The organism is Fluviicola taffensis DSM 16823, assembly GCF_000194605.1.
Lineage (GTDB): Bacteria > Bacteroidota > Bacteroidia > Flavobacteriales_D > Crocinitomicaceae > Fluviicola > Fluviicola taffensis.
The window spans coordinates 4,559,492-4,576,909 of the sequence record NC_015321.1 but is presented as its reverse complement, the minus strand read 5'-3'; the positions used below and the strand labels follow the sequence as shown (position 1 = coordinate 4,576,909).

General features: G+C 36.6%; 11 protein-coding genes and 1 riboswitch. Of the genes, 9 read left to right on the top strand and 2 right to left on the bottom strand.

Annotation, left to right across the window (positions count from 1 at the left end):
* Positions 1-11: 11 nt before the first annotated feature.
* On the top strand, positions 12-1,130 hold the full coding sequence (locus FLUTA_RS20135) for a glycosyltransferase (RefSeq protein WP_013688755.1): 1,119 nt from the start codon (positions 12-14) through the stop codon (positions 1,128-1,130).
* A 139-nt stretch (positions 1,131-1,269) separates the two neighbouring features.
* Entirely contained in the window at positions 1,270-4,287 is a 3,018-nt protein-coding gene (gene secD, locus FLUTA_RS20130) for a protein translocase subunit SecD (protein ID WP_013688754.1), read from the top strand.
* A gap of 194 nt (positions 4,288-4,481) precedes the next feature.
* Here the strand turns inward: secD and FLUTA_RS20125 are convergent, their stop codons facing one another.
* A complete protein-coding gene (locus FLUTA_RS20125; protein ID WP_013688753.1) occupies positions 4,482-5,858 on the bottom strand; it encodes a 3'-5' exonuclease family protein in 1,377 nt (458 codons plus the stop codon).
* Between the two features lie 110 nt (positions 5,859-5,968).
* On the opposite strand from FLUTA_RS20125, the gene FLUTA_RS20120 reads away from it, so the two are divergent.
* Entirely contained in the window at positions 5,969-6,226 is a 258-nt protein-coding gene (locus tag FLUTA_RS20120; protein WP_013688752.1) for a hypothetical protein, read from the top strand.
* 128 nt (positions 6,227-6,354) lie between these two features.
* Here FLUTA_RS20120 and FLUTA_RS20115 read toward each other — a convergent pair whose 3' ends face one another.
* Positions 6,355-7,470, bottom strand: a complete 1,116-nt coding sequence (locus FLUTA_RS20115; RefSeq protein WP_013688751.1) for an acyltransferase family protein — start codon at positions 7,468-7,470, stop codon at positions 6,355-6,357.
* A gap of 146 nt (positions 7,471-7,616) precedes the next feature.
* Between FLUTA_RS20115 and lhgO the strand changes: the two genes are divergently transcribed.
* The 6 genes from lhgO to FLUTA_RS20085 all read left to right on the top strand — a co-directional run bounded on the left by lhgO (position 7,617) and on the right by FLUTA_RS20085 (position 17,418).
* Positions 7,617-8,828 carry an L-2-hydroxyglutarate oxidase gene (gene lhgO / locus FLUTA_RS20110; RefSeq protein ID WP_013688750.1) on the top strand — a complete coding sequence of 404 codons (1,212 nt, stop codon included), beginning with the start codon at positions 7,617-7,619 and terminating at the stop codon, positions 8,826-8,828.
* A 479-nt stretch (positions 8,829-9,307) separates the two neighbouring features.
* Complete coding sequence (locus tag FLUTA_RS20105; protein ID WP_013688749.1) at positions 9,308-9,730, top strand: hypothetical protein; 423 nt, start codon at positions 9,308-9,310, stop codon at positions 9,728-9,730.
* Between the two features lie 62 nt (positions 9,731-9,792).
* A complete protein-coding gene (locus tag FLUTA_RS20100; protein ID WP_013688748.1) occupies positions 9,793-13,158 on the top strand; it encodes a T9SS type B sorting domain-containing protein in 3,366 nt (1,121 codons plus the stop codon).
* A 129-nt stretch (positions 13,159-13,287) separates the two neighbouring features.
* Positions 13,288-14,052 carry a peroxide stress protein YaaA gene (gene yaaA, locus FLUTA_RS20095; RefSeq protein ID WP_013688747.1) on the top strand — a complete coding sequence of 255 codons (765 nt, stop codon included), beginning with the start codon at positions 13,288-13,290 and terminating at the stop codon, positions 14,050-14,052.
* A gap of 212 nt (positions 14,053-14,264) precedes the next feature.
* Positions 14,265-15,689, top strand: a complete 1,425-nt coding sequence (locus FLUTA_RS20090) for an L-serine ammonia-lyase (protein WP_013688746.1) — start codon at positions 14,265-14,267, stop codon at positions 15,687-15,689.
* 392 nt (positions 15,690-16,081) lie between these two features.
* Positions 16,082-16,222: riboswitch (SAM riboswitch) on the top strand.
* 149 nt (positions 16,223-16,371) lie between these two features.
* Positions 16,372-17,418 (top strand): homoserine O-acetyltransferase family protein, encoded by a 1,047-nt coding sequence (locus tag FLUTA_RS20085; RefSeq protein ID WP_013688745.1) that lies wholly within the window; start codon positions 16,372-16,374, stop codon positions 17,416-17,418.

The window sequence follows — 17,418 nt, the reverse complement described above, 5'->3', positions numbered from 1 at the left end:
ACCTTCGTTTTATGAAAATCGTACTTCTTTCTGCAGCATATCCATACCGAGGTGGTATTTCTCAATTTAACACCAAGTTACATCAGGAGTTGAGTAAAGAGAACGAGGTTGTTTCTGTAACTTTCAAAAGACAATATCCTGCGATTCTTTTCCCTGGAAAAACACAACTTGTTACGGAAAAAGATCAGGTGGAAGTACTCAAAACAGAACGTTGGTTAGATACGATTAATCCGATTAGCTATCGAAAAACAGCCGCTAAAATCAATCAGCTCAAACCAGATGTATTGATTACAAGATATTGGATGCCTTTCTTTTCACCCTCAATGGGATATATTGCAAAGAAAATGAATTCCAAAACTAAAAGAATCGCTATTGTAGACAATTTGATACCTCACGAATCACGTTTCTTCGATAAGAAGTTAACAGCCTATTTTGTCCGAAATCATGATGGATTTATCGTAATGTCAAAGCAGGTTCAGTCAGATTTGTTACTATTGAAACCTGATGCAAAGGTATTATTGCTCAATCATCCAATTTATGATCAGTTTGGTGAGAAATTAGACCGTATTGATGCTTGCAAAAAACTTCAAATTAATCCCGAGAAGAAAATTCTGCTCTTTTTTGGATTGATTCGCGATTACAAAGGCCTAGATATCCTTCTCAAAACGCTTGCTAAATTAGACGATTCGTATCATTTAGTGGTTGCAGGTGAGGTCTATGGTTCCTTTGAAAACTATCAAAAAATCATTGATTCAGAGAATCTTAAATCGAAATTAACGTTACATCTTCACTATATTTCGGACCAAGATGTAGCGGCTTATTTTTCCGCGGCAGATGCATTAATGATGACTTACAAATCAGCAACTCAAAGTGGAATTTCTGCGATTGCTTTGAATTTTGAATGTCCTTCCATAGCCACTTCTGTTGGTGGTTTAAAGGAAATCATTAAGGATCAAGTGAATGGTAGGTTAAGTGCTAGTCAGGAGCCTGTAGAAATCGCGGAGATTATACGTAATTATTTCAGCAACAATCAAAAAGAAGGCTTCTCAAAAGCACTTTTGGAAGAGAAATTAGTTTTCAGCTGGAAATATTTTTCAGAGAAATTACGCTCTTTTATAGATGCTTTGTAATCTAATTTACAGCTAATTACTCCGTTTGAATACTTCCTTTATCCCTAATTGTTAATAACCTTTTCGAATCATTTTTACACAAAGTTGACATTGCCAACTGTAAATTCTATATTTGCGGGCTTAAAATACATCAATCAAAATGCGTAATAAAGGATTTTTCTGGTTTTTAACAATATTGCTAACTGCAGTTTGTGTCTATCAATTGTCATTTACTTGGGTTACTATCAATGTTGAAAACGAAGCTGAGCGTGAGGCTCTAGGACGAGTTGAAGAGTTGAAAAAAACAGCTGCTCTAACTGGTGACTCTGTAACATTATCAAACGGAACAACTATTGACTTCAATAAACCGGAATCTTTCGAGTTAGCGAAAGCTGCGATGATTAATTTGGTTTTATCGGAGAAAGCGGAGAAAGCTGTTTATCCAGTTATCGGTACTAAATTTAAAGATGTAAAGGCTCGTTCTTTGGCATTTGGTTTGGATTTAGTTGGAGGTATGAGTGTGACAATGGAGATTGACGTTCCAAAGTTTGTTGAGACTTATGCACGTAACAAGCGTGATTTGAAATTCAAAAAAGCGTTCGATGCTGCATATTACACACATACAACTAAGGGAGGTGATTTCGTTGATTTGTTTATTTCAGAATTCGAAAAAGAAAATCCAAAAGATAAATTGGTTCGTAGCCTAGCAATTTCTGAGGTAAAGGAATTGTCTTATAATTCTTCAAATTCAGATGTAGCTTCTTTCTTCCATGATAAAATTGCAGCTTCCATGGATGGAGTTGAGTTAATCATGAGTAAGCGTATCAACCAGTTTGGTGTTGCACAACCGAATATTCAAAAAGAATCTCGTAAAAATCGTTTATATATTGAACTTCCAGGTGTTCAAGATGAGGCAACAGTAGCTGAAAAATTGCAGTCAACTGCAAATCTTCAATTCTTCGAAACATATTCTTTAGGAGACCCAGGGATTCAAGCTGGATTGACGAATGCGAATATTATATCAAGAACTCCTGAGATTAAGAAGGAAGTTCTTGAGACAGCATCTGTTTCTGATACAAGTGGACTTGATACTGCAAAAGTTCCTGCTCCAGCGAAACCTTTGGTTGCACCTACTGCAACGGGTTCGGGTATTAAAAAGTCATTGTTTGAGTACTTGAAAGTTGAACCAGGAATGGGACTTGGAATGGCAAGTGCCGAAAACAAAGAGGAAGTAAATGCTATTTTAAAACGTTCTGATATTGTTAGCTTATTTCCAGAGAACTTGAAGTTCATGTGGTCTGCAAATTTAGAAGATGGTGCAAATGGATCAAAAGCATACGTTTTATATGCGGTAAAAATTCCTGAAAATGGAAAAGCGGAAGTAGGTGGTGAAGATATTCGCTCTGCTGTTCGTTCATTCAATTCTCAAACGTTAGAAACTACAGTAAGTTTAACCATGTCAATCGATGGGTCTCAGAAATGGGGTGTCATGACAGGGAATAATATCAATCGTTCGGTTGCTATTACTATGGATGATGTTGTTTATTCGGCACCAGTTGTTCGTAATGCAATTAACGGTGGATCAACAGAAATTTCAGGAGATTTCAGTATCGCTGAGGCAGATGACTTGGCTGGTTTGTTAAATGGAGGATCGCTTCCTGCACCTTGTATTATTAAAGAGCAAACGAAAGTTGGACCAACAATCGGTAAAGAAAACTCAGAATCAGGATTAGTATCATTTGCTTTTGCATTCTTAGCAGTTTTCATCTACATGTATTTCTATTACGGAAAAGGTGGTTTGGTTGCAAATATTGCATTAGCAATCAACGTAATCTTAATCTTTGGATGTTTGGCTTCATTTGGAGCAGTATTGACTTTAGCAGGTATCGCAGGTATCGTATTAACTATTGGTACGGCAGTCGATGCGAATATCTTAATCTTTGAGCGTATAAAAGAAGAAAACGCATTGGGTAAATCTGCTGAAGAATCGGTGAACATTGGTTTCATTAAAGCATTACCATCTATTATTGATGCGAACGTTGCTCACTTATTGGTTGCAATGATTTTGAAAATATTTGGAACAGGTGAGATTGAATCTTTCGCTACAACATTGATTGTTGGTATTTTCACTTCTGTATTCTCTGCAATTATTATCTCGAAATTGATTATTACTTCTTCAATAGAAAAAGGTAAGAAGGTTTCTTTCAGTACAAAGTATACACACAATATGTTCTCTAACTTCCATTTTGATTGGATTGGAAAACGTAAATATTTCTACATCTTCTCAATTACAGTTTCTGTTTTAGGAATCGCTGCAATGGCAACCAGAGGCTTGAAACAAAGTGTTGAGTTTACTGGTGGTAGAACATTTGGTGTGAAAATGCAAAAAGCTGCTGATACTGAAACTATCAGAAAAGCAATGGAAACCTATTTCGTAGAAAAAAATGGTGAAAAATCGAATGTTGAAATCAAAAACAAATCGAATTCTTATAATGTCGAAATCACAACAAATTACTTATTGGCTGATGCAGCTGCTACTGCAAAAGTGGAAGGTAAAATGAAAGAAGCGTTTGAAACCATTAAAGAAAAGACAGGCGAGATTCAAGTGACAGATACACGTTCCATTATGGCTTCTGTTTCTGAAGAAATGTGGTCTTCTGCTACCTTGTCTATTACCTTAGCTTTGATTGCGATTTTCGCTTATATCTTCATCCGTTTTGGTCAATGGCAATATTCATTAGGGGCAATCTTAGGATTAGCACATGACGTTTTATTCGTACTTTCTGTATTTGCATTGTTACACGGTATTTTACCATTTAGTTTAGATGTGAATCAAGCATTCATTGCTGCGGTTCTTACGGTAATCGGTTACTCGATGAATGATACCGTCATTGTATTTGACCGTATTCGAGAGAGCTTGAATTTTGATAAAAATCAACACGAAGCTAAAGAAGTAATTAACGATGCATTGAATAAGACTTTAAGTCGTACGTTCAATACTTCAATGATTTTGTTTGTAGTATTGTTGATCATGTTCTTGTTTGGAGGACCAGCAATTAAAGGATTCTTATTCGCATTGTTGATTGGTGTTGTAATTGGTACATACTCTTCATTGTGTGTAGCAACTCCAATTTTGATGGACTTTACGAAGACATTCAAAGTGAAAAAAAGCAAGTAACTTTAAGATATATAATTTTGAAAAGCGGTTCGTCTAATGATGAGCCGCTTTTTTTGTTTCTGTATATTTACAACCTTTCAGAATGAAATCTATCAATTATAAAAACGCAAACGATGATTGTTATAGTTTCACTCGCTCTCGCACTATTAGTAGGGAACGTAATTATTCAAAGAAGAGGATAAGGAATTGGGTTTTTACCCGTTGTAAGGAATTTTAAGAAGCTCTACATTCTTACGGGTATAATACCTCAATATAGTTCTAGCATCTTTGTCTTCAGGATGCATATCGATAAAGCGTAGCCAGTTTCTATGAGGCTGTTTTAATGCGAAGTAAGGAACAAATCCAAAACCACGGTAAGATCCATTTTCAATCCAAACTACGCTCTTTTCACGTTTGTCGCGACCATTTTCAACCAAGAACAAATTATCATCATCAAAGGTTAATTGATTGATGAGTGCTTGAATACGGAGATTATATGACTCTGAAGTTTCAGCACCAACGCATGCACCGTGACATTTTTTGATTTGATACCCGAAACAACTTCCTGAACTTTTTTCCAATCCAACTAATTTTTGACACAACTGAAATTCATCAACCAATTGAAAAATGTAATCATTTGCTTCTTTCTTGGTGGTAAAAGTTGTGATAGGTAAATTGGAAGTCTTATTGATTTTATCGACATATAACTGGATGAAGCCAGCTTGATCCTCAAACGAAAAAAGTCCGTAAGAATAATTGTTTCTACGAAGCGCCCGATTATAAATGGGCTTGTGAATTTTAATCAATTCAGATTCGTACAACAAAGCAATCAATTCCGAACCCGTCAATTCAAATTCAATACGCGCTATTTCTTCGCGCATGATGGATCCTTTTAATGTTTTTACATTCTTTAAATGTTGTTCAATCCGTTTTTTTATATGTTTACTCTTACCGATATAAATCAGCTGATTGGTATCGTTGTAGAATTTATAAATACCAGGTTTATTTGGTATTTCTTCTAGGGTTTCCAAATCTAAATTTGGGTGCAATATTTTCGGATTTATCTCTTCTTGAATGAAGGTTTGCAATCCTTTTGAATCGGTTGTGTGTAATAAAGTGAACAAGTGCGCTGTTGCTTCTGCATCTCCTTTTGCGCGATGGCGACCAATTAGCTGGATTCCTAAAGCTTTGGTAAGTTTCCCTAAACTATAGGATTCATGGTCAGGAATAACATAGCGAGATGCTCGAACAGTACATAAATGTGCTTTGCGGTAATCGTATCCTAATAGTTTAAATTCATGCCGAATAATTCCGTAATCGAATCCCACATTATGGGCTACGAAAATACAATCTTCCGTGAATTCGATGATCTGTTTCGCTATTTCATAGAATTTAGGGGCATTTTCCACCATATCGTCATGGATTCCAGTCAATCTTGAAATAAATTCTGGAATGGGCATTTCAGGATTAACCAAGGTGTCGAAGGAATCGATAATTTTCATTCCATCATGTTTATAGATAGCAATTTCGGTAATCTTCGAAGATTTTGTTGACCCACCGGTTGTTTCGATATCTACAATTGCATAATTCACGGCATAAAGTTACTTATTTTTTAGTGCTTTGAGAATGCAAATAACGTTGTAAAAGATAATTTACCAGTTGTCCTAGAATATTCCTTACTTTTGTCGAAAATAATTCAAAAATGGCAAATAAGAGATTAATCAAAAAACAATTGAACGGGATGATTATCGACGTTCTTGACGAGTGTTTTTCTATCCAATTGTATAACGAATCAAAAACTGGAGCTACTGATAAATTAATTGAAGAAGCATTGAGTTTTGGAGATCTTGCTTTGGCTAAGATCCATGCAGCTAATTCAAAAAAAGATTTCCCTGCTATTCGTCAAATGATGGAAGATAAAGGTGTTTATTTTATCGAAGAATTGAACGGTTTACAATAAACCAATCAATCAAATATTGAATTGAACCTGAGCATCTTGTTCGGGTTTTTTTATGTTCAATTTTTCCAATCTGAAGACTCAGAAGTTTATGTCTAAAAAGTAACCACTAATAACTAGTTACTTTCCCCTCATACCCGAAAATATCGTTTTAGATTCAATAGTGGTTTTTCAAAGTATCGGTAGGAAAGAATGGATAGTGAAGAATTAATCACTAAGAGGAGGATGAAATAAGCAATAAATCCTTCAATATGTTGATTCCATTCCAGTGTCTCAAACGATTTACACAGGTAAAAGATCATCAAGGAATGAAACAAATAAAATCCATACGTTAATTTCCCAGCTCGTTCAAAATAAGGAATACGATCTGCCTTGTAGAATGAATATTTGGCTTGTAATTGTTCCAACAATACAAAGGAGAAAAATGCTCCAGAAACCAAACGTTCTAATGCAATGAACTTCCCTGGAAGTATATGAGATGCGAAAAATAAAAAGGAAATCCCCATCAAATAAATGAGTGCAATTTTCCATTTCTTGAGCTCTTGAACTGAAGAGATGATGGATTTTTTAAATACCCAAGTTGCTAATAAACCGCCCATTGCCATATCTGAAATGACGCTCAATGTATGATAATATAAAACACTTACATTGTTTGAATAATACCATCTAAAGAAGAAAGATCCGAAAACGATAATCAAAAAAAAGATGCGAAAAGAACGAATTGTTTTCCATTGAAAAAGTCCAATAAAGAGTGCCCAGATGATATAAAATTGTTCCTCAATGCTAACACTCCAAGTCGCTGTGAGAAAGTTCAAACTATCCCGACTTCCATGAATAATTTCATCAAAATTCGATAAGAATAAGGCATATCTCCAAAATTCATGAATTGTTTGAACGCCAAATGGAAGCAAGGGAAAGATAAAAAAGCCAAAAATAACAAGAACAAAATACAAGGGCCAAAGTCGTAAAATTCGGCGAACTAAAAAGAATCCAATATGAATTTTTCCTTTTTCTTTCAATTCGTTTAAGAGCAAATAAGTAATTAGGAATCCGCTAAGAACAAAAAATAAGTTTACACCGTAATGTCCGATGGAAGTTAGTTTGCGGAACAAAAGAAATGGTCCAGATTCAAAAAAACTCCCCCAAACTTCGCGATTTATCGTAAATGCATGAAAAATGAAAACGAGGAAAGCACCAATGAATCGCAATCCGTTTAAGTTCTCAAAATGAATTCTTTCTTGCTGCATTGTTCCTTTCTGCTTGATAGTTCTCTTGAAAGTTATTCAAATGTAGTCATTTCGATTTTTCCGCATCACTTTGTACCAAACGTTTGTATTGACTTACCCTTCTAAACCGTCACTTTTTTTTAACTTTGCACCAAATTTATATCTACATGGCATTCGACGTAGCAATTATTGGTGGTGGAATTATAGGTGCAGCAACGCTTTACAAAATGCAGAAGCGTTATCCTGATTTGGCAATTGTTTTGATTGAAAAAGAAGCAAAATTGGCAGATCATCAAACGGGTAACAATTCCGGAGTAATCCACAGTGGTTTGTATTATAAGCCAGGTTCTTTAAAAGCTAAAAATTGTGTTTCAGGGAGACATGAATTAGTTGCTTTTGCGAAAGAACACCGTATTGATCACGATGTTTGTGGAAAAGTAGTCGTTGCAGTAGATTCTTCTGAGCTATCGAATATGGATAAAATTTTCCAGAATGGATTGGCAAATAATACAGAAGGTATTGAAATGATCGATGCAAAGCGCGTGAAAGAAATCGAACCTTTTGTAGAAAGTATTGGAGGGATTTGGGTTCCTTGTACAGGAATTATTGATTTCCGTGGAGCAACCGAAAAAATGGCAGAAATTGCACTTTCAATGCAACCAAAAAGCGCCATGAAATTGAATCATGAAGTTGTTGGAATCGAGCGCTCAGCTGAAAAAACAATCATTGCTACGAACAAAGGAAACATAGAAGCTAAGTTTTTGATTTTCTGTGGTGGACTTCAAGCGGATCGATTGGCTAAAAAAGATGGTGTAAAGTTGAAAGAGAAAGTTGTTGGTTTTAGAGGAGATTATTATGAATTGACTCCTGAAGCCAAACATAAAGTGAAGAACTTGATTTATCCAGTCCCCAATCCAGATTTTCCGTTTTTAGGAGTACATTTTACACGAATGACCAATGGCGAAATCGAATGTGGTCCAAATGCTGTTTTCACATTTAAACGAGAAGGGTACGGGAAAACAGATTTCTCCTTCAAAGATACTTTCGATGCCCTGTCTTACAAAGGAACTTGGAAATTGTTCTTCAATAACATGAAATTTGGGATTGATGAATACCGCAGAGCTTTTTCAAAACGATTATTCTTAAAAACACTTCAACGAATCGTTCCATCCTTAACAATGGAAGATATTCATCCAGGTAGAGCAGGAGTAAGAGCGCTTCTTTTAGCCGAAGACGGAGACACTCGTGATGATTTCCGATTTGAATTTCATGAAAATTCTATCCACGTTTTAAATGCTCCTTCTCCAGCTGCAACTGCGTCATTAGCAATTGGTGGTCAGATTGTGGACGAAGCTGAAAAGCATTTTGGCTTGAAGTGATTTTGATAGTATATTAGCTCGCACCCCATTTTTATTCCATAGGAAGTAATCTGCCCTACTATTTATAATGAAGGCTGTCTTGTTCTGCCTTAAAATTGATACTATTTGACATCCAATTCTGAATGAGTGATTTCTTTGGATGATTCTCTAGATACCTTCTAATCTAAATATCACGCTCTCTCAGTGCTTTTTCCGCAATCCAATGAATCAAACCTTAATAGTGTTGAATTCATTTAAATGCTTGATATTTAATTTTTTTATCAGTAAAAGTTTACTAAATGTTAATATTCGATCAAACTGCTAGAATATTAAATGAATCCTGATTAATGTTAAAGTTAACAAGCTCTTTCGGTAAATGATTCGTTTTATAGATAAGGGGATTCAAATTACCAAAGTGAAAATTGAGTCCTACTTACAAACTACACATTAATTATCATTCATTTATTCATTAAATGAATTTTACTACTAAAAGTTAGATTATGATAAAAGATCCTATCAAGGTAGCGAAAGGTATTGCACTAAGCTTACTTTTTGGCTCTGCAGCGTATTCTCAAGAAGAGCTTACGCTGATTACTACTCCCGAACTTAAAATTTCCTATGTTGAAGGCCCGTGTGATGTTGAATCAGGAAAACAACCCTATGAATTCGCTTTTTTGAAAATTGAAAATCTAACGAATACAAATCTACATGTAGGTTTTAATATCGTTGTTCAATTTGAAGAAGGATGTGCAGGGTGCAATGGAAGTGATGAGAGCTTATATTATCAAAGTTTATCTCCAAATCAAATTTTTACTGCTAATTGTGGAACAAATGACAAGACGAAAGTCTATCTGCAAAATCCTAATTTTTCTGGAGCTTGGCATTTTCAGCAATTAAAAATTGAAAACTTGGTGGTTGAATGATGCTCTACGCAGATTGAAACTTAATTGATTTAGATTTTACTAACACTTTTTTACTTACTACCATGAAAACAATCTTGTTTTTAATGTGTTTATTAGGTTCTATAACCGGATTTTCACAAACGTGCACTGTCACGATCGCGGGTCCCAACCCTCTTCAGGTTTGTCCAGGGACTTCAATTACTTTAACTGCTACTGGAACAGTAACGCAGGCAAACCAAGCTTTTGATTTCAACAATAATGCGCTTCCAGCTGGTTGGTCTACTTCAGGAACTGCCAACTATGGTGTTCTATGTGGAAATTCATTGGATAACACACCTTATTTTTGGGCTTCAACTGCGGCTGGAACACCACAAATTACAAGTGATAATTTTGATGTTTGTTCAGGGGGGACCATCGACTTTGATATGAAATACGCCGTTCAAGGAGGAGGTGTGCCTTGTGAAGGACCAGACGAACAAGATGAAGGAGTTTCGATTCAATACAGTATTGATGGCGGAGCAACTTGGATTGAGTTTGTGTATTTTAGTCCATGGGGATTCCAACTCCCAGCAAACCCTGGTGGAAATAACTCTATCAACGGTGCTACTGCTTATACAAATTGGAGTAATTTCTCTATTCCAATTCCTCCTGGTGCTACCACTACAAACACGATGTTCCGATGGATTCAAGTAAATTCATCTGGTGGATGTTGTGATAACTGGGGATTGGATAATATCTTCATAAACGCGGGACCTTGCTTAACAACAAATGTTGGCTGGGATATCCCAGGAAGTAATACACCTTCTTCAAATACGATTACGATTCCAATATATAGTGACACAGTTATTGTAGCTGGATTATATGATCCAAATGGAGTTCTTTTATGTCAATCTGCTCCTTTAACGGTAACAATTTTAACTCCTTTTATCAATGGAGGGCTAGATCAAACAGTTTGTGCTGGAGGAAGTGTCACATTGGCAGGAGTTACTGGAACAAATTTTGTTTGGGACAACGGTGGTGTCGATGGTGTTCCATTTACTCCTGCAACTACACAAACATATACTGTTAATGGAATTGGTTTGAATGGTTGTCCAGCAACTGATCAAGTTCTTGTGACAGTAAATCCAGCGAATGTTTATACCGTATCTTATCCAAATCCAGCTTATTGTATCGATGCAGCTGATCCGTCAGCAACACTTTCTACTCCATTAGCTGGAGCTTATAGTATTGCACCTGCAACAATGAATATTAATGCAAATACAGGTGTTTTAGATTTATCTACGAGTACAACGACAACGAGTCAGTTATATACGATCACTTTTACACCGTCAGTTCCTTGTTATTTACCAACAACCACAACAGTAACAGTAAATGCGCTTCCAACAGTAAATGCAGGAAATGATATTGCAGTTTGTGATGGAGCTCAGGTTACACTTACAGCAACTGGAACTGCAGCTAATTATGGTTGGGATCAAGGTGTTCCTGCTAATGGTTCGAGTGTAACCCCACCTCTTGGTGTAACAACCTATACTGCAACAGGTACAAGCGCTCAAGGATGTATTAATACGGATAGTCGAATTGTGACAGTAAATCCATTGCCAACAGCAACAATTACAGGGAATACAACACTTTGTTTAAATTCCCCTCAGCCAACGGTTACTTTTACAGGAGCTAACGGAACTGCTCCTTATACATTCAGCTATTCGTATAACAATGGTGCTGCCATCCAGGTCGTTTCAAATGCTGCTGGAGTGGCTACAATTTCTATCCCTACGAATGTTCCTGGTTCACATGTCTATGATTTGATTAGTGTTCAAGATGCGAGTTCAACTACTTGTTTGAATCTGCAGCAAGGTTCTGTAACGGTTGTTGTGAATGATTTGCCAACAGCAACAATCGCTGGAGATGTAACGATTTGTCAATTCTCGAATCAGCCACAGGTAACTTTTACAGGTGGAAATACAGTAGGACCATATACATTTACTTATACATTAAATGGAGGAGCTCCTCAAACGGTATCTACACCAGCAGGATCTAACAATGCTACGATTAATGCCCCTACAAATGTTGTTGGAAATTTCGTGTATCAGTTGATTAGTGTTCAGGATGCATCTTCTACGGCGTGTTCAGCGAATCAAGCAGGTACTGCAACAATTATCATTAACCCGCTTCCAACGGCAACTATTGCTGGAGCTGTTAGTTTGTGTTTAAATGAACCCCAACCTGTTGTTACTTTTCAAGGATTGAACGGAGTTGCACCTTTCATCTTTACGTATTCTTTGAATGGTGGAGCAAATCAAACCATTTCTTCCAATACTGGACAAGCAACTATTTCGGTTCCAACAAATGTGGCAGGAGATTTTAATTATCAATTGATTTCTGTACAAGAAAGTTCTATTTCTGGATGTACGAATGCAGTAGGTAATACTATTTTAGTGAGAGTTTGGGATTTGCCAATTGTTTCTGCGGGTATTGATTATCCTGTTTGTGAAGGGTTTTCAACTACTTTGAATGGACAAGGCGCTGTGAGTTATGTTTGGGATAATTCTGTAACTGATGGAGTTGCATTTGTACCTCAAAACACATCGAATTATACTGTTATTGGTACTGATGTAAATGGGTGTAAAAATACAGATGTGATTCATGTTACAGTTGTTCCAACTCCACAGATTAATTTCTCTGCTACGAATCTTGCAGGATGTTCTCCTTTGATTACAACATTGACCAATCAGTCTACAGGAAATTTGAATGATTGTCAATGGACTTTGTCTGATGGATCTCAATACTTTGGTTGTGGTTCTATTAATCTTGAATTAATGAATCCAGGATGTTATGATGTAACACTGACTGTTTTTACGCCAGAAGGATGTACAAATACAGGAACACAGTCTAATTTATTGTGTGTTTATCCGAATCCAATTGCAGGATTTAATTTAACCCCAGATGTAGTTGAAACATCGAATACCTTTGTGAATTTCTTCAATGACTCTTATGGAGCGGTAGACTATCAATGGGATTTTTCAGATGGATCGTACAGTAATTTGGAAAACCCAACACATGAATTCCCTGGGGTCGAGGCTGGATATTACGAAGTGATATTGGTTGCAATAAATAGTGATGGCTGTACGGATACTGTATCTAAAACAGTTCAAGTGAAAGAAGATTTGATTTACTATGTTCCAAATGCATTTTCTCCAGATGGAGATGAATTTAATCATGTTTTTAAACCTGTTTTGACTTCTGGTTTTGATGTAAAAAGTTATCATCTTCAAATATTTAACCGTTGGGGACAACTTGTCTTTGAGTCTCTAGATTATGAAGTTGGTTGGGATGGAACATTTGATGGACAAACAACAATGGATGGAACATACAGTTGGAAAATAAAAGTAAAAAGCAGATCAAACGACAAAAAAGTTGAATTAGGCGGTCATGTAGTACTCATCAAATAATTAGATTCAATAAGGAATGAAGGAATCGTCTTGAGATAAAACTTGAGGCGATTTTTTTATTTATTCAAGTTATTTTCATAAAACCAATTCCCTTTTTTCAACGTATTTTTGGGCAAAGTAAATTCACGTATGAAAGTTCTCATTTCTCCTGCAAAATCGATCAATGAAAATTGTCAGATTTCATCATTTAATTACACCCAACCTATCTTTTCGAAAGAAGCGAAGACACTTGTTGGGAAGTTGAAAAAAATGAAAGTGAAAGATATCATGGAATTGATGCACGTTTCAAAAGATATTGCAGAGCTAAACGTGAATAGGAATAAAGCGTGGCATCTTTCAGAAACTCCAACAGAGGATGTGAAACCAGCGGCTTTTTTGTTTACAGGTGAAGTTTACAAAGCATTGAATGCTGAAACACTTTCTGAAAAGGAATTGGAAAATGCACAACAAAACTTGCGTATTTTATCAGGAATGTACGGCCTTTTGAAACCGATGGACTTAATTCACCCCTATCGTTTGGAAATGGGAACGAGATTAGAAATCAAAGAAGGAGTTACTGGTTTGTACCAATTTTGGGGAGATAAATTGACGAAATCACTTCTGAAAGAAACCGAAAAAGGGGAGGCGATTATCAATTTAGCTTCTGCAGAATACAATAAAGCAATTCTTTGGAAAAAAGTAAAGAATCCGGTTGTTACTCCTGTTTTCAAAGAATTTAAAAATGGAGAGTATAAAATGATTATGATTTTCGCAAAGCATGCGCGTGGTGCAATGGCTCGCTATATCATTCAAAATGATTTGAAACACTCGGAAGACTTGAAAGCTTACAATGTGGATGGTTATACTTACGATGAAAAGCAATCTTCCCCAACTGAATGGGTTTTTGTGAGATAAGAAATCAGCTAAAGCTGATTGAAGACTAAGGAAAGCCTGTAAGGCGTGTTCTGAGGGAAGAAGCACAGCTTCTGATATGTTATCCACGAAGTGGATATAAATTTATAGTCATTTAATCCTGAATTCTTAACAATATCGGCATGAAAACTTACCTTTGCAGAAGCTGTGAAAGTAGAATCTTTGCTTAATCTTGCTTCAGTAAATTCACCCCAATGGAACAAATTAGTGTTTTTGATATATTCAAGATCGGAGTTGGTCCTTCAAGCTCGCATACAATGGGACCTTGGAGAGCAGCTCAACAATTTATAAATCTCTATAAAGTAAAACCTGGAATTAAAGAAATCAAGCGAATTCATGTGGATTTGTATGGTTCTTTAGCTAAAACTGGGAAAGGACATGGTACAGATATTGCCGTTCTTTTAGGATTGATGGGTGAAGATCCTGTTACCATTGAGGTAAATACAATCAATCCTAAATTTGGGAAGATTCATCAAACAAAAACACTCGAAATTTGCGGAGAACAAGTCATCACTTTTGATCCCGAAACAGATTTGATTTTCCATTTCGATAAATCACTTCCTGGACATCCCAATGCATTGACACTTTCTATTACCATGATGGATGGATTTCAAGAATCTCATACTTATTATTCCGTTGGTGGAGGATTTGTAGTAAAAGAAGGCGAAGAGGAACTTACTTTATCCGATTCAGCTCAGTTACCATTTCCTATTGAAACAGCTGCTGACCTTAAAAGATATTGTGAAGAGCAAGGTGTTAGCATCTCTGAAATTGTATTGCGAAACGAATTGACTTGGAGAACTCAGGAAGAAACAATTGCTGGATGTTTGGAAATTTGGAATGTTATGCGTGATTGCGTCTTCAGAGGCGTAAATACAGAAGGAACACTTCCTGGAGGATTAAACGTAAAGAGACGGGCGTATGAAATGAGCAGACGTTTATTGAACGGAATTGCTTGTAAAGATTCCAAAGATTTCATCAGACAAATTCAAGCTACGAGTAATATTTTCCAGAACACTTTGAATTGGGTGAGTTGTTTTGCTCTTTCTGTAAATGAAGAGAATGCCGCATTTGGGCGAGTTGTTACTGCACCAACAAATGGAGCTTCGGGAGTTATTCCTGCGGTGATGATGTATTACGTTTGCTTTGCGGGAGGAACAGAAGAGAAAGACATCATTCGCTTCATGACAGTAGCTGCGGAAATCGGAAGTATTTTCAAAAAACGATCTACGATATCGGCTGCCATGGGTGGTTGTCAGGCCGAAATTGGCGTTTCATCTGCAATGGCTGCTGCTGCTTTGACAGAATGCTTGGGGGGAAGCCCAAATCAAGCAATGATGGCTGCGGAAATTGCCATGGAACATCATTTAGGATTAACTTGTGACCCGATTGGTGGATTGGTTCAAATTCCATGTATCGAACGAAATACGATGGGAGCAATTAAAGCAATTACAGCTTGTCAGTTGGCTTTGCAGGGAGATCCGGATACGGCAAAAGTTTCGTTGGATGGAGTGATTAAAACGATGTGGGAAACTGCTTTGGACATGAATTCAAAGTACAAAGAAACATCCGATGGAGGATTAGCGACGAATATTTCCGTGAATATTTCGGAGTGTTAAAAATGGTTTTCAAGAGCGATTGGTAAAATAGCGATTCTAAGCCCAACAACTTCGACTCAAAAAGACAGATAGACATGAGTCTATTCGCCAGTATAATTGGGCGTTTAAGGGGATGATTCTTCCTCAAATCTTTCGGAGTATTGAAACAGTCTTGATAGGGAACAGTAACTATTTCAGTTTATAACCAACAAATCTCCACTCCAAAAGACGGATAGACATGAGTCTATTTTCCAACGAATTCATACTAAGCGAAAACTGTTAAAATCATCTACAAGAATTAGAACAATCCACTTCTTGGTATTCCAGTTATTTTCATTTTTTTCTCAAGAAATTTTGATTTATCCATTTATTTTTAGAACATTTGTACCGTAATTCTAAGCGAGAATACAACTAGTTTATACAGAAGAGGCGAGAGACGGACTTTTTGACCCTCTGGCAACCAACTTTAAGTTCTTCCGAATAGTTCGGGTGGATTGGAAAACCGGTGCCAACTTCCGAGTTTGATGCATGTTGCAGTCAGACGAATATAAAAATGGCGTTTATGAAAAGTGCGAAACATTCAAATCCGAACTTCAGACTCAAATTCGAGTCGTCTTTATCTATTTCTCTTCTTACGAAAATGTGTTGTTGTTGCTGTTGTTAATTCTTTCAGTTCAATAATTTATATTTCACAACACATTTCATGTCAACAATTTATTCGAAGGCTTCGCTTTTGCAGCCAACACAGTTTATTTTTTCTTCTAAATCCGAATTTCAATTAGAATCGGGAAAGGTACTTTCCAGTCTCTCATTGGCTTATCAAACTTGGGGAAAGCTGAATGAAGACCAATCAAACGTCGTTTGGGTATGCCACGCGCTTACGGGAAATCACCGTGTACAAGAATGGTGGGGCGGATTATTTGGAGCAGGAAAATGTTTTGATCCAGCAGAATATTTCATCGTTGCGGTCAATGTTCTAGGAAGCGCTTACGGTTCAACTGGTCCCTTGAGTACCGATTTATTACTCGAAGAACAGTTTGATTCTTTTCCAGTTCTGACCATTCGGGACATGGTTTTTGGATTGGAATTGGTGAGGAAAGAACTGAAAATCGAATGGATTCACACCTTGATTGGCGCTTCTTTGGGCGGACAACAGCTTTTAGAATGGGCTTTACTAATTCCAGAGAAAATCGGTAGCATTATCCCAATTGCAACGAACTTGAAGCATTCTCCATTTGGTATTGCATTTAATGAGGCCCAAAGATTGGCAATTCAAGCAGATTCAACATTTTATAGCAAACAAGAAAATGGCGGAATAGAAGGATTGAAAGCTGCTCGAGCGATTGGAATGTTGAGTTACCGAACGTATGAAGGTTATAAAATCACACAAAGTGAAGAAACTGATTCCAAATTCGACAGCTTCAAAGCAAGTTCCTATCAAAAGTACCAAGGAGAAAAGCTGGCAAATCGCTTCAATGCATTTAGTTATTGGGTTTTATCAAAAGCAATGGATTCGCACAATGTTTTTAGAAATAGAGACGAAAAAGTTTTGGGAAAATGCCTCATGCCTGCTTTGGTCATTGGAATCGACACCGATTTATTGTTTCCAATCACAGAACAGGAAGAACTGACCAAACAATTGCCAAATGCGAGACTTATTCGCCTAAAATCTGATTTTGGTCACGATGGATTTTTAGTAGAAACAGAAATTTTGGCAAATCACATTACACAATTTTTAAAAAACAATTAA